Annotated in this window: 25 protein-coding genes; 17 read left to right on the top strand and 8 right to left on the bottom strand. The window is 63.7% G+C overall.

Annotation, left to right across the window (positions count from 1 at the left end; genetic code table 11):
* Window positions 1-22 precede the first annotated feature (22 nt).
* From AC1RRE_RS13015 to AC1RRE_RS13005, 3 genes are all read left to right on the top strand, one after another.
* Window positions 23-1468, top strand: coding sequence for a DUF1217 domain-containing protein (locus AC1RRE_RS13015; protein ID WP_492981613.1), 1446 nt, complete (start codon window positions 23-25; stop codon window positions 1466-1468).
* Between the two features lie 34 nt (window positions 1469-1502).
* Window positions 1503-1892, top strand: a complete 390-nt coding sequence (locus tag AC1RRE_RS13010) for a response regulator (protein WP_492981612.1) — start codon at window positions 1503-1505, stop codon at window positions 1890-1892.
* Window positions 1893-2052: 160 nt separating this feature from the next.
* Window positions 2053-5367, top strand: coding sequence for a tetratricopeptide repeat protein (locus AC1RRE_RS13005; RefSeq protein ID WP_492981611.1), 3315 nt, complete (start codon window positions 2053-2055; stop codon window positions 5365-5367).
* Between the two features lie 24 nt (window positions 5368-5391).
* On the opposite strand, the gene fliP is transcribed toward AC1RRE_RS13005, so the two are convergent.
* From fliP to AC1RRE_RS12990, 3 genes are read right to left on the bottom strand one after another with little or no spacing between them, the layout of a single operon-like run.
* Entirely contained in the window at window positions 5392-6138 is a 747-nt protein-coding gene (fliP, locus tag AC1RRE_RS13000) for a flagellar type III secretion system pore protein FliP (RefSeq protein ID WP_492981610.1), read from the bottom strand.
* 17 nt (window positions 6139-6155) lie between these two features.
* Complete coding sequence (locus tag AC1RRE_RS12995) at window positions 6156-6548, bottom strand: flagellar biosynthetic protein FliO (protein ID WP_492981609.1); 393 nt, start codon at window positions 6546-6548, stop codon at window positions 6156-6158.
* Window positions 6549-6608: 60 nt separating this feature from the next.
* Window positions 6609-6941 carry an EscU/YscU/HrcU family type III secretion system export apparatus switch protein gene (locus AC1RRE_RS12990; protein WP_492981608.1) on the bottom strand — a complete coding sequence of 111 codons (333 nt, stop codon included), beginning with the start codon at window positions 6939-6941 and terminating at the stop codon, window positions 6609-6611.
* A gap of 118 nt (window positions 6942-7059) precedes the next feature.
* On the opposite strand from AC1RRE_RS12990, the gene flgB reads away from it, so the two are divergent.
* From flgB to alaS, 9 genes are all read left to right on the top strand, one after another.
* On the top strand, window positions 7060-7482 hold the full coding sequence (flgB, locus tag AC1RRE_RS12985; RefSeq protein WP_492981607.1) for a flagellar basal body rod protein FlgB: 423 nt from the start codon (window positions 7060-7062) through the stop codon (window positions 7480-7482).
* 23 nt (window positions 7483-7505) lie between these two features.
* Entirely contained in the window at window positions 7506-7916 is a 411-nt protein-coding gene (flgC, locus tag AC1RRE_RS12980; RefSeq protein WP_492981606.1) for a flagellar basal body rod protein FlgC, read from the top strand.
* 16 nt (window positions 7917-7932) lie between these two features.
* Window positions 7933-8232, top strand: coding sequence for a flagellar hook-basal body complex protein FliE (gene fliE / locus AC1RRE_RS12975; RefSeq protein ID WP_492981605.1), 300 nt, complete (start codon window positions 7933-7935; stop codon window positions 8230-8232).
* A 113-nt stretch (window positions 8233-8345) separates the two neighbouring features.
* The gene (locus AC1RRE_RS12970; protein ID WP_492981604.1) at window positions 8346-8612 is read left to right on the top strand and encodes a flagellar biosynthetic protein FliQ; all 267 of its coding nucleotides are present in this window, start codon (window positions 8346-8348) and stop codon (window positions 8610-8612) included.
* 9 nt (window positions 8613-8621) lie between these two features.
* Window positions 8622-9386 (top strand): flagellar biosynthetic protein FliR, encoded by a 765-nt coding sequence (locus tag AC1RRE_RS12965; protein WP_492981603.1) that lies wholly within the window; start codon window positions 8622-8624, stop codon window positions 9384-9386.
* Window positions 9387-9396: 10 nt separating this feature from the next.
* On the top strand, window positions 9397-10497 hold the full coding sequence (gene flhB, locus AC1RRE_RS12960; RefSeq protein ID WP_492981602.1) for a flagellar biosynthesis protein FlhB: 1101 nt from the start codon (window positions 9397-9399) through the stop codon (window positions 10495-10497).
* Window positions 10498-10510: 13 nt separating this feature from the next.
* On the top strand, window positions 10511-12853 hold the full coding sequence (locus AC1RRE_RS12955) for a PAS domain-containing hybrid sensor histidine kinase/response regulator (protein ID WP_492981601.1): 2343 nt from the start codon (window positions 10511-10513) through the stop codon (window positions 12851-12853).
* Between the two features lie 183 nt (window positions 12854-13036).
* A complete protein-coding gene (recA, locus tag AC1RRE_RS12950) occupies window positions 13037-14113 on the top strand; it encodes a recombinase RecA (RefSeq protein ID WP_492981600.1) in 1077 nt (358 codons plus the stop codon).
* Between the two features lie 496 nt (window positions 14114-14609).
* Window positions 14610-17255: an alanine--tRNA ligase gene (gene alaS / locus AC1RRE_RS12945; RefSeq protein ID WP_492981599.1), complete on the top strand. Its 2646-nt coding sequence runs from the start codon at window positions 14610-14612 to the stop codon at window positions 17253-17255.
* On the opposite strand, the gene AC1RRE_RS12940 is transcribed toward alaS, so the two are convergent.
* On the bottom strand, window positions 17252-17926 hold the full coding sequence (locus tag AC1RRE_RS12940) for a glutathione S-transferase family protein (protein WP_492981598.1): 675 nt from the start codon (window positions 17924-17926) through the stop codon (window positions 17252-17254). The two genes, alaS and AC1RRE_RS12940, sit on opposite strands and share 4 nt — an antisense overlap.
* An 11-nt stretch (window positions 17927-17937) precedes the next feature.
* The gene (locus AC1RRE_RS12935; protein WP_492981597.1) at window positions 17938-18351 is read right to left on the bottom strand and encodes a DoxX family protein; all 414 of its coding nucleotides are present in this window, start codon (window positions 18349-18351) and stop codon (window positions 17938-17940) included.
* Window positions 18352-18465: 114 nt separating this feature from the next.
* Between AC1RRE_RS12935 and AC1RRE_RS12930 the strand changes: the two genes are divergently transcribed.
* Entirely contained in the window at window positions 18466-19428 is a 963-nt protein-coding gene (locus AC1RRE_RS12930) for a LysR family transcriptional regulator (RefSeq protein WP_492981596.1), read from the top strand.
* Here AC1RRE_RS12930 and AC1RRE_RS12925 read toward each other — a convergent pair.
* Together AC1RRE_RS12925 and AC1RRE_RS12920 are read right to left on the bottom strand one after the other, a co-directional pair.
* On the bottom strand, window positions 19425-20636 hold the full coding sequence (locus AC1RRE_RS12925) for an NADP-dependent isocitrate dehydrogenase (RefSeq protein WP_492981595.1): 1212 nt from the start codon (window positions 20634-20636) through the stop codon (window positions 19425-19427). The genes AC1RRE_RS12930 and AC1RRE_RS12925 overlap by 4 nt on opposite strands.
* Before the next feature lie 184 nt (window positions 20637-20820).
* Entirely contained in the window at window positions 20821-21402 is a 582-nt protein-coding gene (locus AC1RRE_RS12920; RefSeq protein ID WP_492981594.1) for an LOG family protein, read from the bottom strand.
* 239 nt (window positions 21403-21641) lie between these two features.
* Here AC1RRE_RS12920 and AC1RRE_RS12915 point away from each other — a divergent pair, with 239 nt between their 5' ends.
* Entirely contained in the window at window positions 21642-22088 is a 447-nt protein-coding gene (locus tag AC1RRE_RS12915; protein WP_492981593.1) for a c-type cytochrome, read from the top strand.
* Between the two features lie 51 nt (window positions 22089-22139).
* Here AC1RRE_RS12915 and AC1RRE_RS12910 read toward each other — a convergent pair whose 3' ends face one another.
* Entirely contained in the window at window positions 22140-22832 is a 693-nt protein-coding gene (locus AC1RRE_RS12910) for a cytochrome b/b6 domain-containing protein (protein ID WP_492981592.1), read from the bottom strand.
* A 133-nt stretch (window positions 22833-22965) separates the two neighbouring features.
* On the opposite strand from AC1RRE_RS12910, the gene AC1RRE_RS12905 reads away from it, so the two are divergent.
* The 3 genes from AC1RRE_RS12905 (at window position 22966) to AC1RRE_RS12895 (ending at window position 25822) form a co-directional block, all read left to right on the top strand.
* A complete protein-coding gene (locus AC1RRE_RS12905) occupies window positions 22966-23979 on the top strand; it encodes a LysM peptidoglycan-binding domain-containing protein (RefSeq protein ID WP_492981591.1) in 1014 nt (337 codons plus the stop codon).
* A gap of 131 nt (window positions 23980-24110) precedes the next feature.
* Window positions 24111-25133 carry a Ppx/GppA phosphatase family protein gene (locus AC1RRE_RS12900; RefSeq protein ID WP_492981590.1) on the top strand — a complete coding sequence of 341 codons (1023 nt, stop codon included), beginning with the start codon at window positions 24111-24113 and terminating at the stop codon, window positions 25131-25133.
* Window positions 25134-25135: 2 nt separating this feature from the next.
* Window positions 25136-25822, top strand: coding sequence for an RlmE family RNA methyltransferase (locus AC1RRE_RS12895; RefSeq protein ID WP_492981589.1), 687 nt, complete (start codon window positions 25136-25138; stop codon window positions 25820-25822).
* Window positions 25823-25903 lie beyond the last annotated feature (81 nt).

Here is a 25903-nt window from a genome sequence, read left to right as displayed (position 1 = left end):
CTGCCGCAGGAGGCGCGCAAGGATGGCCATTGATCTGAGTGTTCTGATTTCAGGTGCATCGACCGGGACGGGAACGATTTCCCCGATCGCGATGTACAAGAAATTGCAGAAACAAGCCGAAGAGAATGAAGCGAAGAACGCCCCTGATCCGGCATCGGAGCAGGCGAAGGCGACTATTCGTGATTTCAACAACGCCGCGATCCGCGTGCGCAATGCGCAGTTCCGTGAGAACAACGCGCAGGTCATCAATGACGCGACCTACTACGCCAACCGCGTGCGCACCGCGAATACCTCGGCTGAACTGGTCAATGATGACCGCTTCCTCAAGATCGTGGCGCAGGCCAACGGTTATCAGGACCTGTTCAAGCAAGACAAGGCCAAGCTGAAGGCCATCCTGCTCAGCGATCTGACCGATCCGAACTCGGCCGCCCGCAAGGGCACGCTGAAGGATCTCGAGCTGGCGAAGAAGTATAATTTCGGCCTCACCGGCAACCTGATCGATGCAAACGGCAAGGCTGTCGGTCTTGACGCAAATCGCCGCGTTACCAACCTGGCTGTGGACATTGTTACGCCGCTGCCCAGGTCCCTGGCCAAGCTGCGCGGCATCGCGGTCGACGTCAATAACGTGGCAATGGTGACGCCGGCCCATACGCCGCCTAAACCCACGGATGGCCAGCTGATCAATGGTCCGGACATCGTGGCCGCGGATACGAGCGCCTACAAGTCAGCGCTGACCCAGCCGCTTCTGAGCGAAGAGAAGGCGGTGACCATCACCAAGAAGTTCTACGAATACGATGGTCAGGAGTTCGAGAAGTTCAAGGAACGCGCGGATATCAAGAAAGACGTCGAATACTACAAACTGAACATCGGCGACGTGAAAACGCTGGATGATCTGTTCAATAATCATCGCCTGTTCAAGTTCATCCTGTCTTCCTACGATCTCGAGAGCGATACGCAGTTCCCGGGCAAAATCCGCAAGATCATCGAAAGTGATCTGGCCGACCCGAATTCGCTGGCTAACCGTTTCCAGGATCCGCGCTATCAGCAGCTGGCCAAGGATATCAGTTTCAGCATTCTTGGCGTCACCAAGCTGACGCTGGGCAGCACGACCGAAGAGATGGTCAAGAAATACGAGCAGGTGCAATTCGAGCGGGATCTCGACAAGCAGGCGCCCGGCGTGCGCGCCGCCATCGAATTCGGCCGCCGCATCAAGGATGTCAGCCAGACCGTCCAGCTGCTGGGCGATTCCGTGTTGCGCGAAGTGATCACGGTTGCCAACAACATCCCGAAGGAATTGGCCTATCAGGAAGTCGACAGCCAGGTGACGGCGCTGGAAAAGAAGGTGGATATCCGCACCTTGAAAAACGACCCCAACGAAATCCAGAAGATGATCACGCGTTACCTCACCTTCAAGGATACCGCCGCGACCGGCGGCTCGAACAGCTATCTGCTCGGTCTGTTCGGCTGATCCTTTCTTTACCGTCTGTGGCTAGTCTGGCCGCATGACGGTTGATCCTTCCTCTTTTCCCATCCTGGTCGTGGATGACCATCGCACCATGCTGGCGATCATCGCCAAGCAGCTGCGCGATCTGGGTTTCCATGCGATCGACACGGCGGGCGACCCGGTCACGGCGCTGACCATGCTGCGCCGGCAGCGCTATCGTCTGATCCTGTCGGACTGGAACATGGAGCCGATGGACGGCATTGCCCTGCTGCAGACGATCCGCGGCGATCCCGACTATGCCGGAACGCCCTTTATCCTGATCACGGCGGAGGCCCGGCCGGAAAGCGTGCTGGAGGCGAAGCGGCTGGGGGTGGACGGCTATCTGGTGAAGCCCTTCGACAGCACCGGCCTGCGCGCCAAGCTGGTGGCGGCAATCGGTCCGTTCTGATCGGCCCGTTCTGACAGACTGCGATTCGGTAATCTTGCCGCGAGAACAATCTGTTAATGCTATCGCCTTATCGTGCCAGATTCCTATAATTGCATGTTCCGGAGGCGACTCCGGATCGGGTATCTGAGGACGGGATTTGGTAGCGGTGCAGACAGGGATCATGGCAGATCGTCGCGACAATCGGCACGCGACCCATCGGTCTGTGGCCCGGCTCGCCCAGGCTAGGCATCTTCTGGCTGGGGCGTCCGGTCTCGCCCTGCTGGCACTTTGCGCGCCGCTCGCACTCGCCCAGTCGCCCCAGAGCAACACCGCCCCCATCGGGCAGGAGCAGGTGCCGCTGCTTCAGCAGGCCCCGCAATCCCAGCCCGCAGCCACGCCGGTGCGCCTGCGTGCCGGCGAGCATCCGACCTACACACGCCTGGTCTTCGACTGGCCGCAGCGGGTGGAATACACGCTCGCCACCGAAGGACGACAGGCGACGCTGCGGTTTGAAAGTGCCGCGCCGCTCGATCTTGGTCGTCTGGCGCAGTTCCCGCCGCGCAATGTCGCCAACCTGGCGATGCGTCGTGAGGGTGCGGCGAGCGTGGTGAGTTTCAACATTACGGAAGGGGCGGCGATCAAGAGCTGGCGCGATGGCGCCAAGGTCGTGCTCGACATCACGGCTGCGGCCGAGCCCAAGGCCGCTGAACAGAAACCGGCCGAACAAAAACCCGCCGAGCAGAAGCCGGCTGCTGCCCAGGCACCTGCAGCGGCACCTGCGGCGACACCGGCACCAGCCGTGCCCTCCGCTGCGGTTCCTCCGACTGCGGCCCCCCCGACTGCTGCATCGCCGACGGCGACACCACCGGCCGCCGCCAGGCCGGCCGAGCCGCCGCGCACGGCCCAGACCAACACGCCGCCCACTTCTGCGCCCGCTGCTGCTCCTGCGGCTCCGCCGGCAGCGCCATCTGCCGGTCCTGCGCCCACTGTCGCCAACAGCGGCATTCCCGCGGCTGCGCCGGTCACCGGCGTGCAGACCACGCCGCTGGGGACCTTCATGCCGGCGACAACGCCCGGTCCCGTGCGTGGCGAGCCGCTGGTGCCGACCGTCGATTCCAGTCGCACCGGTCCGCTGCTGAATTTCCCCTGGACCCGCCCGGTTGCCGCCGCAGCCTTCCTGCGCAACGGCAGTCTCTGGGTAGTCTTCGATCGTGCGGCTTCGGTCGATCTGCGTCCGATCACCACGCGCGACTGGGGCGGCGCGATCAATGGCATCGAACAGGTGCCGACGCCCGGGATGACGGTCCTGCGCCTGCAGGTGCCCAGTGGCACCACGGCCAATTTCTCGCGTCGCAATGCCGGCTGGCAGATCAGCGTCAATACCATTCAGCCCGACCAGCTGGTGCCGAAGGATGCGCCGCCGGCCGAGGATGCGCAGCCAGTACGCAGCCAGACACCGGAAATCGATGTGCGCCGCCAGCTTGATGCCGATGGTGGCGCAAAGCTGTTCTTCGCTGCCAACGATCCGGCGCCGCAACTGACCGTGCCCGATCCCGATACCGGCGATGCGCTGGTCGTGGTGCCGTTTGCCGGCGCCAATGGCGGTGTTTCAAGCCGTCGGGATTTCATCGAGCTCAGCGTGCTGCCCAGCTTCCAGGGTTTCGCCATCGAGCCCCATGCCGACAATCTGGTCTACAACCGCCTGCCGCGCGGCATCGAGATCGGAACGCCGAACGGCCTGTCGCTGTCGGCACCGCGTGGCGCCGATCCGAAAACCGGCACCACCGAAATCCTGCGCTATGCCGACTGGCGTCGCGTCGAGGGCAAGACCTATACCGAACAGGAAGAGACGCTGGCGCGCCGGCTGGCGCTCAGTTCTCCGGGACAGCGACAGACGGCGCGCCTGGCCCTGGCGCAATTCTATGCCGCCAACGACATGCAGCCTGAAGCGCTGGGCGTGCTGGCAAAGGCGCGGGCCGAACAGCCGGATCTGGAACGCGACAAGCTTTATCGCGCCTTGCGCGGCATCGCTTATCTGCGTCTCGGCCGTGTGGGCGAGGCCGGCACGGATCTCGATTCAAAGATTTTCGATGATGATCCCGACATCCTGGCTTATCGCGGCATGCTGGCGGCTGAACGCGACGACTGGCCGGCGGCCCGGCGCGGCTTCTCGCTGGCCGGTGCGGCAGTGGCGAAATTCCCCGCCGATCTCCGTGCGCCGCTGCGTCTGACCATGGCGCGATCCTGGCTCGCCGGCGGCGATATCGCCGCCGCGACCGCAGAACTGCAGGCGCTGGAAGGTGATGCCCTGACGCGCGGCCAGGCGGCGGAAGGCAATTACATTCGCGGCTTGCTGGCCAATGCCACCAACAAGCCCGAAGAGGCGATCCGCTATTTCGATCTGGCATCCGGCAGCGGCGATCGCCGCGCCCGTGCGCTGGCGGAATACGCCAAGACCGACATGATGCTCGACCGTAAGCTGATCAATGCGCAGCAGGCCATCGAGCGTCTGGACAGCCTGCGCTTTGCCTGGCGCGGCGGTCCGTATGAATTCAACATGCTGCGCCGGCTCGGCGAACTGCAATTCTCCATCGGCGATCTGCGCGGCGGCATCAACACCTTCCGCCAGCTGGTGAAGTATTTCCCCAAGTCGCCCGAGATGCCGCTGCTGACCCGGCAGATGAGCGACGAATTCGCGCGGCTGTTCCTGGATGGCGGTGCGCAGGCGCTGCCGCCGCTGAATGCGCTGGCGCTGTATTACGATTATCGCGAACTCACGCCGCCCGGTCCGGAAGGCGACGAGATCATCAGCAAGCTGGCCGACCGTCTGGTTTCCGTCGACCTGCTGAACCGCGCCGCGGAACTGCTGGAGCATCAGATCCAGTATCGTCTGCGCGGCGATGATCGCGCCAAGACCGGCGCGCGTCTGGCCGTCGTCTATCTGCTGGATCGCAATCCTGACGCGGCGCTGAAGTCGCTGCAGAATACCCAGGTGCCGAACCTGCCGCCGGGGGTTCAGCAGGAACGCCGGCTGCTGGAAGCCCGCGCGCTGGGCGACCTGGAACGTTTCCCCGAAGCGCTGAACCTGATCGGCCAGGACCAGAGCATCGAAGCCCGGGCCCTGCGGTCCGATCTGCACTGGCGCGCCAAGGACTGGATTGCCTATGCGCGCGTGGTTGGCCAGATGCTGGGCAACCGGCATGCGGACGAGGCGCCGCTGTCGGCCGATGAGCGCAAGCAGGTGATGCAGCTCGCTGTGGCTTATTCGCTCAGCAACGATACGGCGGCACTGGATGACGTCCGGCGCAAGTACGAAGCCAAGTTCCGCGATACGCCTGATGCCGCGACCTTTGCCGCGGTCGCCAGCACGTTGACGCGCGCGTCGGGCGATCCGCGCCAGATGGCGGCGGCGATCGCGCAGATCGGCCAGTACGAAGCCTTCATGAGCCGGTATCGCGACCGCGTGGCACGCGGCGGGTTGAGCGCTATTAACTGAACCGGGGCGGGACGGCCGCCAGACCTATCTGGCGATGAAGCTTTCCACCAGGGCCGCGCAGACCAGGTTCCAGCCATCCACCAGCACGAAGAAGATCAGCTTGAACGGCAGTGAGATCATCACTGGTGGCAGCATCATCATGCCCATCGACATCAGGACCGAGGCCACCACCATGTCGACGACGATGAAGGGTATGAACAGCAGGAATCCGATCTCGAAGGCGCGCTTCAGCTCGCTGATCATGAAGGCGGGGATCAGCACGCGCAGCGGGATCGCTTCCGGCGTGGCCGGCGGCGGCAGGCGGGCGAAACCGCTGAACAGGGCCAGGTCCTTTTCGCGCACCTGCGTGCGCATGAATTCATGGAACGGTGCCATCGAACGGTCAAAGGCGGTGCGTTCGTCGATCTGCTCGTCGATCAGCGGCTGCAGTCCCTCGTTGTAGGAGCGCTCCATGAACGGCTGCATGATGAAGAAGGTGAGGAACAGCGCCAGGCTGACCATCACCGTATTCGGCGGCGTGCCCTGCGTGCCGATCGCGCTGCGCAGGATCGACAGCACCACCACGATGCGCACGAAGCTGGTCATGACCACCAGGATCGATGGAGCCAGCGTCAGTACGGTGGTCATGACCAGCAGCTGAACCACGCGGCCGGTCAGCGAACCGCCCTGGCCCAGGTCGATCGAAACCGATTGCGCCAGTAGGGAGGAGGGGATCAGCAACAGGATCGAGGCGAGGCCCATTCCCAGCGAGAGCGGGAGGGCGCGACGCATAATGTCCATCATGTCTTTCATTGGGAATCCTGCCCGCCGGAATCCCGGCCGGGCATGCGAAGGGTGGGCCAGCCGCCCGACTCCTGCTGCGGCGCCGCGGTCTTTGCGCGGGGTTTTGAGGGCGGAAACGGGGCGCTCGCGTCTGGCGAGAGCGGAATGTTGTTTTCGATCACCAGGTCGCCGTGCGTGCCTAGCAGAAGAAGATGTTCGGTATCGTCGCGGCGCACCAGCACCAGGCGACGGCCGCCATCGACCAGCGCGGTCTCGACAACGCCGATGCGCTGGCCTGACCGCATCTTGCTGGAGCGGTTATTGCCGGACAGCGCCCGCGCGCCATACCAGAACAGGCCGAGCAGAAGCAGCAGCACGCCAAAGGCGATGGTGACTTGGGTAAGATTGATGCTGTCCATCTGCGGGTCCGTGAATTGCGGGTTACTCTGGGAGTCGACCCCGAGTCGGGTCAAGCTGCCTCAGTCTCCCGGCGTCTTGCCCTGGGTGCGGTAGATGTAGCTGAGAATCTCGGCCACGGCGGCAAAGGCTTCCAGCGGGATCAGGGCGTCCAGATCGAGCTTGGCCAGGATTTCCACCAGGTCGGCGTCCTGGCGGATGGTGATGCCGTTATCCAGGGCGATTCTGATGATCTGGTCGGCCACATGGCCCTGACCGGTCGCCACCACCCGCGGGGCCTCTTCCTTGGCTGAATTATAGCGCAAGGCCACCGCCCTGGAACGTGGCGGTTTTGCGGGATTTTTGGCAGGCGGCTTGGCCACGGTTCGGTCCGGTATGGTAAACGGCTGCGGCATCCTACCACGGCTCCCGGTTAAGCGAATCTTTACGACTCAGGATCACCCTGCGACCCACTGGCAAAGGCACTTTTTGAGGCCTGCGGAACACGGTTTCGCCGGCGAGGGTTTTACCCGGATGAGTCTCGACGATATCGGCATCATGAAGGCGATCTCCCGGCGCATGGGCTGGCTGGGGGAGCGTCAGCGCGTGCTCGCCGAGAATGTCGCCAATGCCGATACGCCGAATTACAAGCCCAAGGACCTCAAGCAGGTCAGCTTCAATGAACTGGTCCGCAACAGCCAGCTCAGCAGCGGCGTTGCCGCCGCCGCGACCCAGCCCGGCCATTTCCGCGGCCTGCAGGGACGGGGCGGCGACCAGTGGAAGATCGCGCGGGCTGATGGCAATTACGAAACGGCGCCGAATGGCAATGCCGTGAACCTGGAACAGCAGATGATGAGCGTCGCCGAAACCCAGGCCGACCACAATCTGATGTCCAACCTGTACCGCAAGCAGATCGGCATCCTGCGCAAGGCGCTGGGCCGTCCTGGCGGCCAGTAAGCGATTAGAAGGACGGACGGCGCATGGACCTCAAGAACTCTATGAAGATTTCGGCCTCGGGCATGAAGGCCCAGGGCGAGCGCCTGAAGACCATTGCGGAAAACCTGGCGAATGCAGATTCGATGGGCAAGACGCCCGGTGCCGATCCCTATCGCCGCAAGACCGTGAATTTCAAGTCCGAGCTGGATCGCGCGCTCGGCGCCAATCTGGTGAAGGCGCAGAAGCCGCAGCAGGACCGTTCGGATTTCGAGCTGAAATACGATCCGGGCCATCCCTCGGCCAATGCTGACGGTTATGTGAAGATGCCGAACGTGAAGTCGGTGATCGAAATGGCCGACATGCGCGAGGCCCAGCGGACCTATGAAGCCAATCTGAATGCGGTCGACTCGGCGAAGCAGATGCTGAACCGGACCATCGACCTGCTGCGTAACTGAGCCGGAGGTTTAGGCCATGATTGATCTGAAAATCGGCGGCAGCCTGCCGGGCATCGGTTCGCTCACGGGCACGGGCGATGCCGGCAAGGTCAAGTCGGCGGGCGGGTTCGGCGAAATGCTGGGCGAGGCTCTGCAAAGCACGCTGGACAGCCAGAAGACGGCGGAAATGACCTCGGCCAAGGCGGTCGCGGGCAAGGCTGACATCACCGACGTGGTGACGGCCGTGTCCAATGCCGAAATGGCCCTGGATACCGTCGTGTCGATCCGCGACAAGGTGATCTCCGCCTACCAGGAAATCATTCGCATGCCGATCTGAGGCCGGGCTGGCAGTTTTTCTGCCGGATCCCATTTTTTCTCAGATCCCAATTTTTCTCAGATCACTGGGTCTTTGCGGACAATTCGGTATTATCGGCGGCGGAGACCGAATCGATGACGGCCGTCGAAGTTACAGACATTATGCGTGAAGCCATCTGGGTGCTGCTCAAGGTATCCGGGCCGTCCCTGATCGTCAGCCTGGTGATCGGCATTGTCATTTCGCTGATCCAGACCGTGACCCAGCTGCAGGAGCCGACGCTCACCTTCGTGCCCAAGATTCTGGCGATCTTCGCCACGCTGGTGATCACCATGCCTTTCATGATCGGTACGATGATCACCCTGATGGAGCAGCTGGCCCAGCGCATCGCCGGCCTCGAATAGCGGGGCGCCATGCTGCAGGACATCGTCGCCGGCAATGTCTACGTCTTCATGCTGATATTCAGCCGGATCGGCGCAGCCGTGATGTCGCTGCCTGGTATCGGCGAAAGTTCGGTGCCGCCGCGGGCCCGGCTCAGCATCGCCGTGCTGATGGCGGCGCTGGCGTCTCCGGTGCTGGGACCGACCCTGCCGCCGATGCCCTCGCAGCCGCTGCAGCTCGCCTTCCTCGTCATCACCGAGATCGGCTTCGGTCTGGCCTTTGGCCTGCTCGCCCGCATGGTGATGTCGGTCATGCATGTTGCCGGCACGGTGATCGCGATGCAGGCCGGCCTATCGGCGGCGACCTTCTTCGATCCGACGCAAGGGGCGCAAAACGTGCTGGTGTCCAGCGCCCTGGTCTTCTTCGGCATCACCCTGGTCTTCGTCACCGATATGCACCTGCTGGGCCTGCAGGCGGCCTATGACAGCTACACGCTGTTCCCGCCGATGAAGGCGCCGGCCTTTGGCGATTTCGCCAATGTCGCGACCCGCATGGTGGACAGCGGCTTTGCGCTGGGCATCAAGCTGTCGGCGCCCTTCATCGTTTACGGCATCATCTTCAACGTGGCGCTTGGGCTGCTGAACCGCCTGATGCCGGCCCTGCAGATTTTCGCCATCATGCAATCGCCGCAGATTGCCATGTCGCTCGTGGTGCTCGGGCTTTCCCTGACCGCCATCGGTCTGTCATTCACAGCGTATTTCGAGGGACACATGTCGCAGTTCCTCGTGCCGCGCTAGGAGGAAGGGCATGTCGGAAGACGCTGACCCAGAATCCAAAACCGAAGACCCATCCAGTAAGCGACTGAGCGAAGCCGCCCAGCAGGGCAACGTCGCGAAGTCGCAGGAAATCGGTTACTGGTTCTCCTTCATGGCGGCCTGCATCATTCTCTGGATGATGACCGAGGGCCTGGTCGTCGGCGTGCGGGATGCCACCGTTGTCTTCTTCGAACGGCCGCACCTGATCCAGTTCGATCCCAGCCACCTGACGAAGATGGCGCTCGACCTGATGATGGATATCACGGCGATGATGGCGCCCATCCTGGGCCTCTTCGCCGTTGGCAGCATCGCTTCCAACGTGCTGCAGAATCCGATCCAGATCAGCTTCGAGAAGCTGAAGCCCGATTTCGCCAAACTGTCGCCGATGGCGGGTCTGAAGCGGTTGATCTCGGTCAATTCCCTGGTCGAGTTCGTCAAGAATCTGGTCAAGATTGTGGTGATCGGCGCGATCCTCTTCGGCGTTCTTGCGCCCGAGCTGGACGAGCTGGAGACGCTGATCGACCTCGATCTGAACGTCATCCTGCCGCTGTGCATGAAGATCGTCACCAAGCTGATCGGCGTGCTGCTCTGCATCATGTTCGTCATCGCCATCGCCGACTTCCTCTACCAGAAATACACCTTCATGAAGCAGATGCGCATGACCAAGCAGGAGGTGAAGGAGGAGCACAAGGAAAGCGAAGGCGATCCGCTGATCAAGGCCAAACTGCGCCAGTTACGCATGCAGCGCGTGCGCGGCCGCATGATGGCGGCGGTGCCCGAGGCCAGCGTGGTGGTCACCAACCCGACCCATTATGCCGTCGCGCTGAAATACGATCCCGACACCACCGATGCCCCGATGGTGGTGGCCAAGGGATCGGACCTGATCGCCAAGCGCATCCGCGAGATCGCCACCGAGAACAAGGTGCCGATCGTCGAGAACCCGCCGCTGGCGCGCGCCCTGTTCAAGACCGAGCTGGATCATCCGATTCCGGTCGATCACTTCCGCGCCGTGGCGGAAGTCATCTCCTACGTCATGCGTCTGAAGGACGGGCTCGACGCGAAATACGAGCCCAAGGTCGAGACGATCGAGTGATGGCTCAATAAGCATGGCATTGTCCTTCGCCTCCCTGATCGACACGCCGCGGCGACGCGCGGCCTGGCTGCTGGCCGAGGCCAGCCCCTTTGCCCGCGTCATCACGCGCGGCCACGACCTGTTGGCGGCCAACACGGCCTATCGCGTGCTGGCGGCGCGGTTGCGGCAGGATGGCGGCACCACGCCCGACCTGCTGCTGGGCGCGGAGATCGGCAATGCCGAAACCATCGCGCGGCTGCGCACGCTGCTGCCGCTGGGCCGCGCGGTGCAGGAGGATTTCCAGATTCATGTCGGCGATGGCATGCTGTCGCTGCGCGTCACTGCCATGCAGGCGCCCGGTCGCCGCAACTGGGTGATCTGGGACATCCAGGAGGTGGCAGATTCTGCGGCAGCGCTCGTGGCCGTGCGGCAGCAGCGCGATGAACTGGCCGCCTTCATCGACAATGCGCCGGTCGGGCTGTATTCCGCCGCACCCGATGGCCGTTTCCTGTTTGCCAATCGCACCTTTGCGGCCTGGCTTGGCGTGCTGCCGGAACAGCTGGTCGGCAGCGACCTGCTGCTGTCCGACGTGCTCTATCACGGCGAAGGCCGCGAGAACGAGACGATGACGCCCGACTGGCTCGGCGGCGAGGCCAAGCTGAAGCCGCTGGATAACGCCGGCGGCGAAAGCGCGGCCACGGCCGGTGCCGGCGGCTTCCGGCTGGTCAGCGTCAGCCAGAGCGGCATCGCCGATACCGACGGCATGCCGCTGCGCTACAGCGCCGTCGTGCATGATCTGGGGCTGGAGCTGCGCCAGCGCGGCACCTTGCGCCCGGTCGAGGCCGAGTTCCGGCGCTTCTTCGACCAGGCGCCGATCGGCATCCTTGTGCTGGATGGCGCCGGCACCATCCGTGAAGCCAATGCCGCCTTCGCCATGCTCTGTGGCCGCGACGACTGGCTGGGCCAGCGTCTGGCGGCGCTGGTGCGCGAGGAAGATGCGCTGGTGCTGACCCGCCATCTGATTGCGCTGCGGCGCGGCGAGATTTTCGGCCGTCCGCTCGAAGTGCATCTGGCCGGTCCGCGTGAACGCGTCGTTGAAGTGTTTGCCGCATCCTCCGCCGAACGCGAGGACGGCCAGTCGGCGCAGCTGGTCTATCTGGTCGATACGACCGAGCAGCGCAACCTGCAGACTCAGTTCCACCAGAGCCAGAAGATGCAGGCGGTGGGCCAGCTGGCCGGCGGCATCGCGCATGACTTCAACAACCTGCTCACCGCGATGATCGGCTTCTGCGACCTGCTGCTGCAGCGGCACCAGCCGGGCGACCAGTCTTTCGCCGACGTGATGCAGATCAAGCAGAATGCCAGCCGCGCCGCCAACCTGGTGCGCCAGCTGCTCGCCTTCTCGCGCCAGCAGACTCTGGTGCCCAAGATTCTCGACGTGACCGACGTGCTGGCTGACCTGCGCAACCTGATCGGCCGCCTGATCGGCGAAACCATCACGCTGAAGCTGGTGCATGGCCGCGATCTCGGCCTGGTCAAGGTCGACCAGGGGCAGCTCGAACAGGTGATTATCAATCTGGCGGTGAATGCCCGCGATGCGATGGTCGAGGGCGGCGAGTTGCGCGTGCGGACCCTGAACCATCAGGTGGAGACGGCAACGCAGCTGGGCACCGAAACCATTCCGCCGGGCGATTACGTGCTGATTGAAGTGACTGACAGCGGCCACGGCATCGCGCCCGAGCATATGGTGAAGATTTTCGATCCCTTCTTCACTACCAAGGCGGTCGGCGCCGGCACCGGGCTGGGCCTGTCCACCGTCTATGGCATCATCAAGCAGACCGGCGGCTTCATCCATGTGGAAAGCGCGCCGGGCGAGGGCGCCTGCTTCCGTCTGTATCTGCCGCGTCATCGCGCCACCGGCGAAGAGATCAGCGCCAGCCGCGGCGAAGAAGGCCGCGTCGATACGCGCGACCTGACAGGCCAGGGCCTGGTGCTGCTGGTGGAAGACGAGGACGCCGTGCGTGCGTTTGCCGCCCGTGCCCTGCGCAACAAGGGCTACACCGTCATCGAGGCCGCATCGGGCGACCAGGCGCTGGCCCTGCCGGCGGAACAGCTCGAGCGTGTCGAGCTGCTGATCTCGGATGTGGTGATGCCCGGTCTGGACGGCCCGACTCTGGCCGCGCAGCTCCGCAGCCGCCGCCCGCAGCTCAAGATCCTGTTTATCTCTGGTTATGCTGAAGACAGTTTACGCTCGAATTTGGCGAAATCGCCCCATGTGAACTTCCTCCCCAAGCCGTTTTCGCTCAGCCAGCTGGCCGGAAAGGTGAAGGAAGTGATGGATACGGTCGTCCCCTTCGGGAATCGCTCGCCGGACTGACCGGCCTGAACGCCTGCGAACATCGCGGCGCTCTCATGAGAACATCAGTAGAATATACCAGCAAAATCATGGACATACGGGGCGCTGCATTTTTTGCTGGACAACAGCAACGATATGAGAACATATGGGGTCAAGAAGGCGTATAATTGCAATTCACCACCCCCCATGAAAGGATGCCCCCGAATGTCGTCCCCCTCACTTCGCGTCGTGGAAAAAGAGAACATGGATAAGGGTAAGGCTCTGGAAGCTGCGCTCTCGCAGATCGAGCGCAATTTCGGCAAGGGCTCGGTGATGAAGCTCGGCCAGCGCCAGAGCATGGAGATCGAATCGATCTCCACCGGTTCGCTGGGCCTGGACATCGCGCTTGGCATCGGTGGCCTGCCCAAGGGCCGCATCATCGAGGTCTACGGTCCGGAAAGCTCGGGCAAGACCACCATCGCTCTCCACGTTGTGGCTGAGGCCCAGAAGAAGGGCGGCACCTGCGCCTTCGTCGACGCCGAGCATGCGCTCGACCCGTCCTATGCCCGCAAGCTGGGCGTCAATATCGAAGAGCTGCTGATCTCGCAGCCCGACACCGGTGAGCAGGCGCTCGAAATCGCCGACACCCTGGTGCGTTCGGGCGCCATCGACGTGCTGGTCATCGACTCGGTCGCCGCCCTCGTGCCGCAGGCCGAACTGGAAGGCGAGATGGGCGACACCCATGTCGGCCTGCAGGCCCGCCTGATGAGCCAGGCGCTGCGCAAGCTGACCGCCTCGATTTCCAAGTCGAATTGCATGGTCATCTTCATCAACCAGATCCGCATGAAGATCGGCGTGATGTTCGGCAGCCCGGAAACCACCACCGGCGGCAACGCGCTGAAGTTCTACGCTTCCGTCCGCCTCGACATCCGCCGCATCGGTGCGATCAAGGTGCGCGACGAGGTCGTGGGCAACCAGACCCGCGTGAAGGTGGTGAAGAACAAGGTTGCGCCCCCGTTCAAGGTGGTCGACTTCGACATCATGTATGGCGAGGGCGTCTCCAAGACCGGCGAACTGATCGATCTGGGCGTGAAGGCCAATGTGGTCGAGAAGTCGGGCTCGTGGCTCTCCTTCGACAGCCAGCGCATCGGCCAGGGCCGTGAGTCCGCCCGCCAGTTCCTCAAGGAAAACCCCGAGGTCGCAGCGCGCATTGAAGCCGCGATCAAGGCCAATACCGGTCTGGTGGCGGCTGCCATCGACGCGGGTGCTGACAGCGCCGCGGAGACCGAAGACGCAGAATAAGTTTCGCCCCCGCTCAACGCCGGTAAACCACGGCGCCTGAGTTATTCTCCTCCATGGGCAAAACCCCGGCAGCGGACCTCGCTGCCGGGGTTTCTTTTTGTCTGGGAGGCAGTGCGATGTCCGGCTTGAACCGGGCGGCCGGCGCCCTACATGCTGGTTGAGGCTAAACCTTTTTAGATCAATGGCTTAGAGTTGCGCTAAAGACGGATAAGCCCCAAATAAGCGCGAATAAGCATCGAATAAGGATGGATAAGGGGCGAATAACGACGGATAAGCATCCGATAAGGACGAATAAGGCGGCAAGGAAAGCCGCTGGGCTTGCGGTCAATTCCCTATCCGGTCAGGGACTTAACCGGGCTGTCCTTGGCTGGACAGGGGCAGGGCGGGAAGTTAAGACAGGTCTCTTGCCGGACCCGGTCCGGCTCATGACAATCGGGCCAGCTTTTTATGGCGATCCGGATGCCCCGGAGCGCCGCCGACCAGGGGTATGAAGACCATGAGTTCCGCCAGCGATGTCCGTCAGGGCTTCCTCGACTACTTTGCCAAGAACGGGCACAGCGTAGTCGATTCCTCGCCGCTGGTGCCGCGCAATGACCCGACGCTGATGTTCACCAACGCGGGCATGGTACAGTTCAAGAATGTCTTCACCGGCCAGGAAAAGCGCCCCTATACCCGCGCCACCACCTCGCAGAAATGCGTGCGCGCCGGCGGCAAGCATAACGACCTCGACAACGTGGGCTATACCGCCCGGCATCACACCTTCTTCGAGATGCTCGGCAACTTCTCGTTCGGCGATTACTTCAAGGATGACGCGATCCCGCTCGCCTGGAACCTGATCACCGGCGAATACGGCCTGCCGAAGGAAAAGCTCTGGGTCACCGTCTATCACGACGACGACCAGGCTTTTGACATCTGGAAGAAGATCGGTGTGCCGGAAAGCCGCATCGTGCGCATCGCCACGTCGGATAACTTCTGGGCCATGGGCGATACCGGCCCCTGCGGTCCCTGCTCGGAAATCTTCTACGACCACGGCGACAAGGTCTTCGGCGGTCCGCCGGGCACCCCGGATGCCGATGGCGACCGCTATATCGAGATATGGAATCTCGTCTTCATGCAGTTCGAGCAGGTGACGAAGGAGCAGCGCATCTCGCTGCCCAAGCCCTCCATCGACACCGGCATGGGCCTGGAGCGCATCACCGCCGTGATGCAGGGCAAGCACGACAATTACGACATCGACCTGATGCGGGCGCTGATCGAGGCTTCGGCCGATGCGTCGCATACCGATCCGGATGGCGAGCACAAGATCAGCCACCGCGTGGTCGCCGATCACCTGCGCTCGTCCTGCTTCCTGATCGCCGATGGCGTGCTGCCGTCGAACGAGGGCCGCGGTTACGTGCTCCGCCGCATCATGCGCCGCGCCATGCGCCATGCCCAGCTGATGGGCTGCAAGGAACCGCTGATGCACCAGCTGGTGCCCGCGCTGGTGGGCGAGATGGGCCGCGCCTATCCCGAACTCGGCCGCGCCGAGGCGCTGATCGCCGAGACGCTGAAGCTGGAGGAAACCCGCTTCAAGCAGACGCTGGATCGCGGCCTCAAGCTGCTCGATGAAGCGACGGCGACCATGTCGAAGGGCGGCGTGTTGGCGGGCGAGACCGCCTTCAAGCTTTACGACACCTTCGGCTTCCCGCTCGATCTGACCCAGGACGCGCTGCGTCCGCGCGGCATCACTGTTGATACCGATGGTTTCCAGACCGCGATGGCCGCGCAGAAGGCCGAGGCCCGCAAGGCCTGGGCCGGTTCGGGCGAAGCCGCGACCGAGAAGGTCTGGTTTGAGATCAAGGAAGACAAGGGCGCGACCGAATTCCTCGGTTACGACACCCAGTCGGCTGAAGGTCGCATCGACGCCATCGTCGTCAACGGCCAGCCGGCCGATGAAGCGAAGGCCGGCACTGATGTCGCCATTGTGCTGAACCAGACGCCGTTCTATGGCGAGTCCGGCGGCCAGATGGGCGATGCCGGCATCATCGTGACGGCCGGCGGCGCCAAGGTGCAGGTGGCTGACACGCAGAAGAAGCTCGGCCTGCTGCATGCCCATCAGGGCAAGGTGGTTGAAGGCACCGTGAAGGTCGGCGACATGGCGATCCTCACCGTGGATGCCACGCGCCGTGGCGCCATTGCGTCGAACCATTCCGCCACGCATCTGCTGCATGCAGCATTGCGCCGCAAGCTGGGTGACCATGTCACCCAGAAGGGCTCGCTGGTTGCGCCGGATCGTTTCCGCTTCGACATCAGCCACCCGAAGTCGCTGAGCGCCGAGGAAGTCTCGACCGTCGAGGCCGAGGTCAACGGCATGATCCGCCAGAATGACGCGGTGACCACGCGTCTGATGACGCCGGACGAGGCGATTGCCGCCGGAGCCATGGCGCTGTTCGGCGAGAAGTACGGCGATGAAGTGCGCGTGCTCTCGATGGGCAAGCTGGACGACGGCAAGGATTACTCGACCGAGCTCTGCGGCGGCACGCATGTGAAGCGCACCGGCGATATCGGCCTGTTCAAGATCATCAACGAAGCCGCGGTGGCGGCTGGTGTGCGCCGTATCGAGGCGCTGACCGGTGAAGCCGCGCGCAGCTATTTCGCCGAACAGGAAAGCACCCTGCAGGCAGCCGCCGATGCGCTGAAGGCACAGCCCAGGGACGTACCGCAGCGTCTGACCGCGCTACTGGATGAGAAGCGCAAGCTGGAGCGCGAGTTGTCCGAACTGCGCAAGCAGCTTGCCACCGGTGGCGGCAGCGGCGGCCCGCAGGTGAAGGACCTCAACGGCGTGAAATTCGCCGCCCGCTCGCTCGATGGCGTGCCGGCCAAGGATCTGCGCGGCATGGTCGATGCGATGAAGAAGGAAATCGGTTCCGGCGTCGTCGCGCTGACCTCGGTCGCCGACGGCAAGGTCTCGGTGGTGGTGGGCGTCAGCGCCGACCTTACGGCCAAGATCAATGCCGCCGATCTGGTGAAGATCGCCACGCCGCTGATCGGTGGCCAGGGCGGTGGCGGCCGGCCTGACTTCGCGCAGGGCGGCGGCGCCGATGCCGCTGGCGCCGAGAAGGCGCTGGACGCCATCGCAGCCGAGATCAGCAAGGCGGCTTAAGCGGTCGTCGGCATCAGCCGCGACATGTGCGAGTTGCGCGCCCGCAGGAAGGCGTCCAGCCGGGTCGGGTAGTCGGATGCCACGGCATTTGCCACGCTCGGCCGTTCGGCCAAAGCCCGTCGCCAGGCACGTAAGCGCGGCTTGTCGGCGAAGACGCCAAGGTCGATGAAGCGCTCGAAGACATCGAAGTAGCGGAAAGCCGGACCGAAGGCGGCGTCGACCAGCGAGAAGGCCGCGCCGGAGAAATACGGCCCGCCCTGCCGGCCGAGCTCGGTTTCCAGCCGCTGGAATTTTTCCTCGATCGCGCGGCTCTTCGTGTCGAAAGCCGGCTCGTCCGCGGCCGAGTAAAGCCCACCGATATCGTTGAGCAGTGTGGATGCGAACTCGATCCAGGCGCGATGCTGCGCCCGCACGATTGGGTCTGCCGGATGCAGGCTCGGTCCCAGCGTCTCGTCAAGGTAGTCGCAGATCGCGGCGGACTCGAACAGCACCGCATCATTGACCCGCAGCAGCGGCACCTTGCCAAGCGGCGAGATTGCTCTGAACCAGTCCGGCTTGTCGGCAAGGTCGATGACCGTGCGGGTGAAGGCGGCCCGCTTCTCCGTCAGTGCAATGACGGCGCGCTGCACATAGGGGCAGAGCGCATGGCTGACCAGTTCCAGCTGTGGCATGGCGTGCTTCCTCAGGCTGTCCGGATGCTGCGAACAGTCAGCGTGCCGCTGCCGAGCAAGGCTTGCGCGATGCAGAGGACGAGCAGGTAAGCCGGATATTCCCAGCCGCCATTCACCGCCGAGAAAACCCAGCCGTTGCCGGCATGGACATACCAGGCGCCGACCAGGATCGGGGTCAGCGCCAGGGCTGCCAGCCGGGTCTGGATGCCAGCGAGCAGCAGCACGCCGCCCAGGGTTTCGGCCGTCACGGTGGCATAGGCGAGCCAGGCAGGAAAGCCGATGCTTTCGAAGAAGGCCGCAGTGCCGGCCATGCCGAAGACGAACACCTTCAGCAGCAGGCCGTGGGCCAGGAACATGATGCCCAGGGCGATGCGTAGCAGCGTAATGCCGTACTCGCGGGCGGCGGAAGAGGTGAAATCGGTCATCGGAATCTCCAGGGCAGGGGGGATGGCGCCAAGCTATTGTCCACCACCTTGCAAATCCATCAGCACTTCCAGAAGTCAGGCTTGCAAAAATGCAAACAGTGACTATCCTGCGGCATGGACGATTGGAATGACCTGCGCCTCGTGCTGGCGATCAGCCGTGCAACCACGCTGACCGGTGCGGCGGCCGTGCTGAAGATCAATCATTCAACGGCATTCCGCCGGCTCAACGCGCTGGAAGACGCCGCCGGCGTGCGTCTGTTCGAGCGCCTGCCAGGCGGGATTTATGCACCGACCGTGGCCGGCGAGCGCATGACGACGGCAGCCGAGCGGATCGAGACCGAGGCGGCTGCGCTGGACCGCGAGATTGCCGGCCGCGATCACCGCCTGACCGGCCGCCTGCGGGTCACCGCATCAGAGACGCTGGCTTTCCGGGTCCTGACCGGGCAGATCGCGCGTTTTCGTGAAGCCCATCCCGGCATCACGGTAGAACTGGTGATCGATAATCGCGTGCTCAGCCTGTCGCGGCGTGAGGCTGATATTGCCTTGCGGGTCATGCGTCCGCGCGAAGGCGATCTCTATGGCCGCAAGCTGGCCGATATCGCCTGGTCAGTCTATGCCGAACGCCGGCTTGCCGCAAAACTGCCGCCTCTGCGTGACCTGCGCCTCGACCGCTATCCGCTGATTGGCTGGGAAGCCGGCGTGACGGGTATCAATACCGCCGAATGGCTGCAGAAGCACAATGCCGATGACAGCATCGTTTACCGCACCAGCAGCCTGATCAACCAGCTCGTCGCCGCAAAGGCCGGCATCGGCGTTGCTGTGCTGCCTTGCTATCTCGGAGATCCCGAGCCCGATCTTGTTCGCCTGGCGCCTGGTCCCATACCCGCGCTGGATCGCGAATTATGGATCGTCACCCATGCCGACCTGCGCCGCACGGCGCGCGTCCGTGCCTTTTTCGACGTGGTGGGCGACGGCATAGCAGGCCTGCGCGGCATGCTCGCCGGCCTTGAAAAGAAAAACGGCGGGAAGCCAAAGGCCACCCGCCGTCGTGTCGTCGGGAAAAAGACGAAGGCTTAAGCCAGCGCCTTCTTCAGGTTCTCGTCGATCTTGTCCAGGAACTTCTGGGTGGTCAGCCAGGGCTGATCCTTCGACACCAGCATCGCCAGATCCTTGGTCATGAAGCCGGCTTCCACGGTGGAGATGCAAACCTTCTCCAGCGTGTGGGCGAACTTGTCCAGATCGGCGTTGCTGTCCAGCTTGGCGCGATGCATCAGGCCGCGCGTCCAGGCGAAGATCGAGGCGATCGGATTGGTCGAGGTCTCACGACCGGCCTGGTGTTCGCGATAGTGACGCGTCACCGTGCCATGGGCGGCTTCGGCTTCCACCACCTTGCCATCCGGGGTCATCAGCACGCTGGTCATCAGACCGAGCGAGCCGAAGCCCTGCGCCACCACGTCGGACTGCACGTCGCCGTCGTAGTTCTTGCAGGCCCAGACGAACTTGCCCGACCACTTGATGGCGCAAGCCACCATGTCGTCGATCAGGCGGTGTTCGTAGGTGATGCCGGCGGCCTTGAACTTGGCCGCGAACTCTTTCTCGTAGGTCTCTTCGAACAGGTCCTTGAAGCGGCCGTCATAGGCCTTGAGGATCGTGTTCTTGGTCGACAGGTACAGCGGCCAGCCGCGGACCAGCGAGTAGTTCATGCTGGCGCGGGCGAAATCGCGGATCGAGTCATCCAGGTTGTACATGGCCATGGCCACGCCCGAGCTGGGGGCGCTGAACACGTCCTTCTCGATGACGGTGCCGTCCTCGCCGACGAACTTGACCGACAGCTTGCCCTTGCCGGGGAAGCGGAAGTCGGTGGCGCGATACTGGTCGCCGAAGGCATGACGGCCGACAACGATCGGATCGTTCCAGTGCGGCACCAGGCGCGGCACGTTCTTGCAGATGATCGGCTCGCGGAAGATCGTGCCGCCGAGGATGTTGCGGATGGTGCCGTTGGGCGACTTCCACATTTCCTTCAGCTTGAACTCGGTCACGCGCTGCTCGTCCGGCGTGATGGTTGCGCACTTGACGCCGACGCCGTGCTTCAGGATCGCATGGGCAGAGTCGATGGTGACCTGATCGTTGGTCTGGTCGCGGTATTCGACGCCGAGATCATAGTAGAGCAGGTCCACATCCAGGTACGGCAGGATCAGCTTTTCCTTGATGAACTTCCAGATGATGCGGGTCATCTCGTCGCCGTCGAGCTCGACGACCGGATTCTTGACCTTGATCTTTGCCATTAAAGGGCCCCTCCACAGTCACGGTTTACAGAATGTGTGTAATGGCCCGGACCCTAGCAAAGCCGGCCGGCCCGGCAAAGGGCCGGGAGGCGCGCGGCCGGGTGGATTTAAACTCTAGGCGGGGCGAGAAAAGGTCAAATCCGGCCAGCCGGTTACCCACCGGCCGGATGACAGCCGGAAAGCCTCAGATCTTGCTGGTGCGGGTCGCGTGCTCGGGCGCCGGTTCGGCCAGCAGGGCGGTGATCACCGCCTCGGCGTCGTCCACCACGGTATACAGCGTGGTGGCAGTGCGGCGGGCGAAACCGCGCTCGATGACGGTTTCGATCAGGGCCATCAGCGGATGCCAGTAGTCCTCGGTGTTGAGCACCAGCACCGGCTTGTCATGCAGCTTGAGCTGCCGCCAGGTGATCACCTCGAAGAATTCGTCCAGCGTGCCCAGCCCACCGGGCAGGGCGATGAAGGCATCCGACATTTCCACCATCATCTTCTTGCGGGTGTGCATGCTGTCGACCACATGCAGTTCGGTCAGGCCGGTATGGCCGACTTCCCAGTCGTGCAGATGGTTGGGGATGATGCCGACCACTTCGCCGCCGGCCTTCATCACGGCATCGGCCACCACGCCCATCAGGCCGATGCGGCCGCCGCCGTAAACCAGGCGAATGCCATTTTCAGCCAGACGCCGGCCGAGGATCTGGGCCTGGGCCGTGTAGACGTTGCTCTCACCAAGGCTGGAGCCGCAATAAACGCAGACGGAGCGGATGGTCATGGAATAATCCGGGACACTGAAAAGGGGGGCTTTTGAAGGTGGGGATGGGTAGCCCATTCCGCCTCCGGAAGCCAGTGGAAAAGCCCCTGTTTCCGGGATGGTTTCCGCATAGTGAGCGCATGCGGGAGGCCTGGGCTAAATTTTTCGTGAGGGTTTAAGGGGTTGTCGTTCCTGAGGCGCGAACCGGGTATAGATGGTGTGCCCGGACAGCAGACGGGTTTCAAACGAGGGGAATACAAATGGCAATGTGGCATAAGGCGATCCTGGCGGCAGCGCTCGGTCTCGCAGTGGTGTCGGCCGGTGGCTATGCCTACGCCCAGGCGGATGCGATCAAGGCCCGCAAGGATGGCTTCCAGGTCTTCCGTGTTTCGGCAGGCGCCATCAAGAAGGTGGTCGACGAGAACGGTCCGGCCGCGGCGGCTGTCGCGCCGGCCGAAGCCATCGCGGCGCAGGCGGGCAAGCAGCTCCAGCACTTCCCGGCCGGTTCCGACAAGGGCGACACCAAGGCCAAGCCGGAAATCTGGACCAAGTGGGCCGAGTTCGAAGGCTACATGAAGGATACCGAAGCCAAGGCGACCGCCGTGGCGACGGCCGCCAAGAGCGGCAACATGGATGCCGTGAAGGCTGCCTTCGGCGCGATGGGCGCCTCCTGCGGTACCTGCCACAAGGCCTTCCGCAACGATTGATCCGGACTGATCCGGTTCAGGGAAAAGGCGCAGTCATTGACTGCGCCTTTTTTATTTCAGGAGCGTGATGCCGCCGAAGACGATGGCGAGGCAGAGGCCGAACAGCACCAGACCCAGCAGCGGATGGCCGCCGGGTGCGTCGGCAGCGGGCGCACCCGGCTTTGTGCCTGTCACCATCGGGGTGACCAGATTCTCTTTCTTGATGGTCAGGTAGAAGACCGTCGACAGCAGATGGACGGCGATCACCGCCAGCAGCAGCCAGATTGCCTTGCGGTGGATGGTGCTCAGCAGCGCGCTGGTGCTGCTCGCAACCTTTGAATACAGCGGGCCCTCGCTGAAGATGTCGTCGCTGGTAAACAGGCCGGTCGCCGCCTGCAGCGCGAGCAGCGCCAGCATGGCCAGCACGGCATAGCCGCCGACCGGGTTGTGGCCGATGTATTTCGGGCCGGGACGACCGAACAGCGTGCCCAGGTAGCGCAGGCCGGCCATCGGGCCGGCGACAAAGTCGGTGAAGCGGGCATAGCGGTTGCCGGTAAAGCCCCAGACCAGTCGGAACAGAACCAGCGCCAGCACGATCTGGCCCAGGATCATGTGCAGCTCCAGTTTGCCCTGCCAGCCGGTCCAGACCATGGCGATCACCAGCGCAACCAGGCTCCAGTGGAACACCCGGGTGGGCAGGTCCCAGACCCGGATCGTGCTATTCTGGGGTGAACCGGAGGCGGGGACGGTCGTTTCTGTTGTCATGGGTGCTGCCGCGTGAAGCGATGGAATATCGGTAAGGATTTGCAAACCTTATCTAAGTTAGAGGAGTTGCGGGTCCTCTGACGAGGACTTAATCTCACGCGGAATTCACAATTTAGCCAGCCGGGATATTCGAGTGCGGGGCAGTCGGTTCTTCTTCATCCTTCTCGGCGTTGCTGTCCTGGGCATCCTGGCGGTGATTTTCTTCGGCGCCGATCCCAACAAGCGCGGCATGACTCCGCAGGCCAACATTCCTGCACCGCCGCCGGTTCCATCGGCCCCGCAGGCGCCGTCGCCTGACAGCGTAGCCAAGGCACCCCCCAGCTTCGATGTGGTCCGCATCAGCCGCAACTGCACGTCTGTGTTCGCTGGCCGCGCCATGGCCGGCTCGGTCGTGGTGGTCAAGACCGGCCAGCGCGAGCTGGGCCGCGTCACCGCCGATACGCGCGGCGACTGGGTGCTGGTGCCCGACCTGCCGCTGGAGCGCGGCAACCAGGAATTCACGCTTGAATCGCAGATGCAGGGGCAGGAGCCGATCAAGGCCGAAGCCAACGTCGTCGCCGTGGTGCCGGAGTGCCAGCCGGGCGAGGGCGGCGAACAGGCGATTGCCGTGCTGACGCCGCTGAAGGGCGCGAGCCGCCTGCTGCAGCGTCCGGACGGCGCCATCGATCCGGCGCGCAAGGGCCTGTCGCTGGATGCCATCGAATATGACCAGGCCGGCAACCTGATCCTGTCGGGCCGCGCGCAGGTCGGGTCGACCGTGCAGATCTATCTGAACAACGAGCCGATTGGCGTCGCCACCGCCGATGACAAGGGCCGCTGGTTGCTGAAGCCCGACAAGCAGGTCGATCCGGGCATCTATTCGCTGCGCGTCGACCAGGTCGAACAGGCCGGTGGCAAGGTCGCGTCCCGTCTGGAGCTGCCGTTCAGCCGGGCCCGGCCCGAGGACATCCAGCTCAATGCCGACGGCAGCAGCGTGGTGGTCCAGCCCGGCAACAGCCTGTGGCGCATTGCCCGCCAGGTTTATGGCCAGGGGCCGCTCTACACCGAAATCTACCGCGCCAATCAGGGCAGCATCATCGACCCGGACATGATCTATCCGGGCCAGGTTTTTGCCCTGCCGCGTGAAGGCCGCCAGAAGACCAACTGAAGCGCCCAGAAGGCCGGCAGGCCATCCCTTAACGGGAGGCCTCCGGCGCGCTACACTGGCGGCATGATCGGTTTGACCACATTCGGCGCGACCACGTTCAGCGCAATATCGGCGTCCAGGACCCCGGCCGCGTGACCATAGATGCCCCCGTTGCACGGCAGGGTGCCTCCGGTGCGGCCCCGGCTCGGGGCGCGCCGCCGACCTTTGCTGCCATTGATCTCGGTACCAACAATTGCCGGCTGCTGATCGCGCGCCCGATGCGCGATGGGTTCCGTGTCATTGAAGCCTTCTCGCGCATCGTGCGGTTGGGCGAGGGCCTGAGCCTGACCGGCCGTCTGTCAGATGCCGCCATGGCGCGCACCATCGAGGCGCTGAAGATCTGTTCCGAAAAGATGGCGCGTCGCAATGTCGATTTCGCTCGCGCGGTGGCGACCGAGGCCTGCCGCCGCGCCGGCAATGGCGTGGAGTTCCTGCACGAGGTGCAGAGCGCCACCGGGATCAAGCTGGACATCATTTCCAGCCAGGAGGAAGCCCGGCTGGCGCTCGCTGGCTGCGCGCCGCTGTTGGAGCCGCCGCATCGCCAGGCCATCGTCTTTGATATCGGCGGCGGATCGACGGAAATTCTCTGGGCGCGCCTGCTGGGCGGTGGCCGCACCGAGGTGATCGACTGGATTTCGCTGCCGTTTGGCGTGGTCAACCTGACCGAACGTTTCGGCGCCGGCGACAGCACCAGCGGCAGCTACCAGCAGATGATCGATACGGTGGCGGCGGCGCTGCAGCCGTTCGAGGACAAGCATTCACTGTCGCAGCAGCTCGAGATCAATCAGGTGCAGGTGCTGGGCACCTCGGGCACGGTGACCACACTGGCCGGCCTGCTGCTCAACCTGCCGCGTTACGAGCGCCGGCTGGTCGATGGCACTTGGCTCGACTACACCAAGGTGATCGAACAGTCGCGGCTGCTGGCCTCGCAGACTGTGCCCGAGCGCGCGTTGTACCCCTGCATCGGCGAAGAGCGTGCCGATCTGGTGGTGGCGGGTTGCGCCATTCTGGAAGCGCTGTACAAGTTCTGGCCCACCACGCGCCTGCGCGTTGCCGATCGCGGCGTGCGCGAGGGCGTGTTGGTCGAACTGATGCGCCAGCGGCGCAGGAGATAGTCATGCCGCCGCGTAAAGCCGGCCCCAAGGTCAAAGTCAAAACCGCGCGTGGCCGCAGTGTCGGTCAGGCGAAGTGGCTGCTGCGCCAGCTCAACGACCCTTACGTTGCTGCTGCCAAGATGGGCGGCTGGCGCAGTCGCGCCGCCTTCAAGCTAATCGAGCTGGACGACAAGTACAAACTGCTCAAGCCCGGCATGCGCGTGCTCGATCTGGGCGCAGCCCCTGGCGGCTGGACTCAAGTTGCGGTCAAGCGGGTGAAGTCGCAGGACAAGACCCCGGGCAAGGGGGGCGGCTTCGTGCTGGGCGTCGACATCAATCCGGTCGATCCGATCCCGGGCGCATCGCTGCTGCTGCAGGACTTCTTGGCCGAAGAGGCCGAGCAGGCCGTGATCAATGCTCTGGGCGGCAAGGCGGACATCGTGCTCTCCGACATGGCCGCGCCGGCCACCGGTCACCGCCAGACCGACCATATCCGCATCATGGCGCTGTGCGAGGTGGCGCTGGATTTCGCCCTCCGGGTGCTGAATCCGGGCGGCGCCTTCCTGGCCAAGGTGCTGCGCGGCGGCACCGAGAACGAGCTGCTGGCCACGATGAAGCGGGATTTCCGCACCGTCCGGCATGTCAAACCGCCGGCCAGCCGGTCGGATTCGGCGGAGTCTTACGTCATCGCCACCGGTTTTCGCGGCTAAATGCCCTGAATTCCTGCCTTTCTTGAGGCTGGACCGGGCTGGTAAGACGGTCTATATCCTGCCCCGCAAGGATACTTCACT

This window comes from Ferrovibrio sp. GW821-FHT12D07 (assembly GCF_058807275.1).
This window is presented reverse-complemented; position numbering and strand designations above follow the sequence as displayed.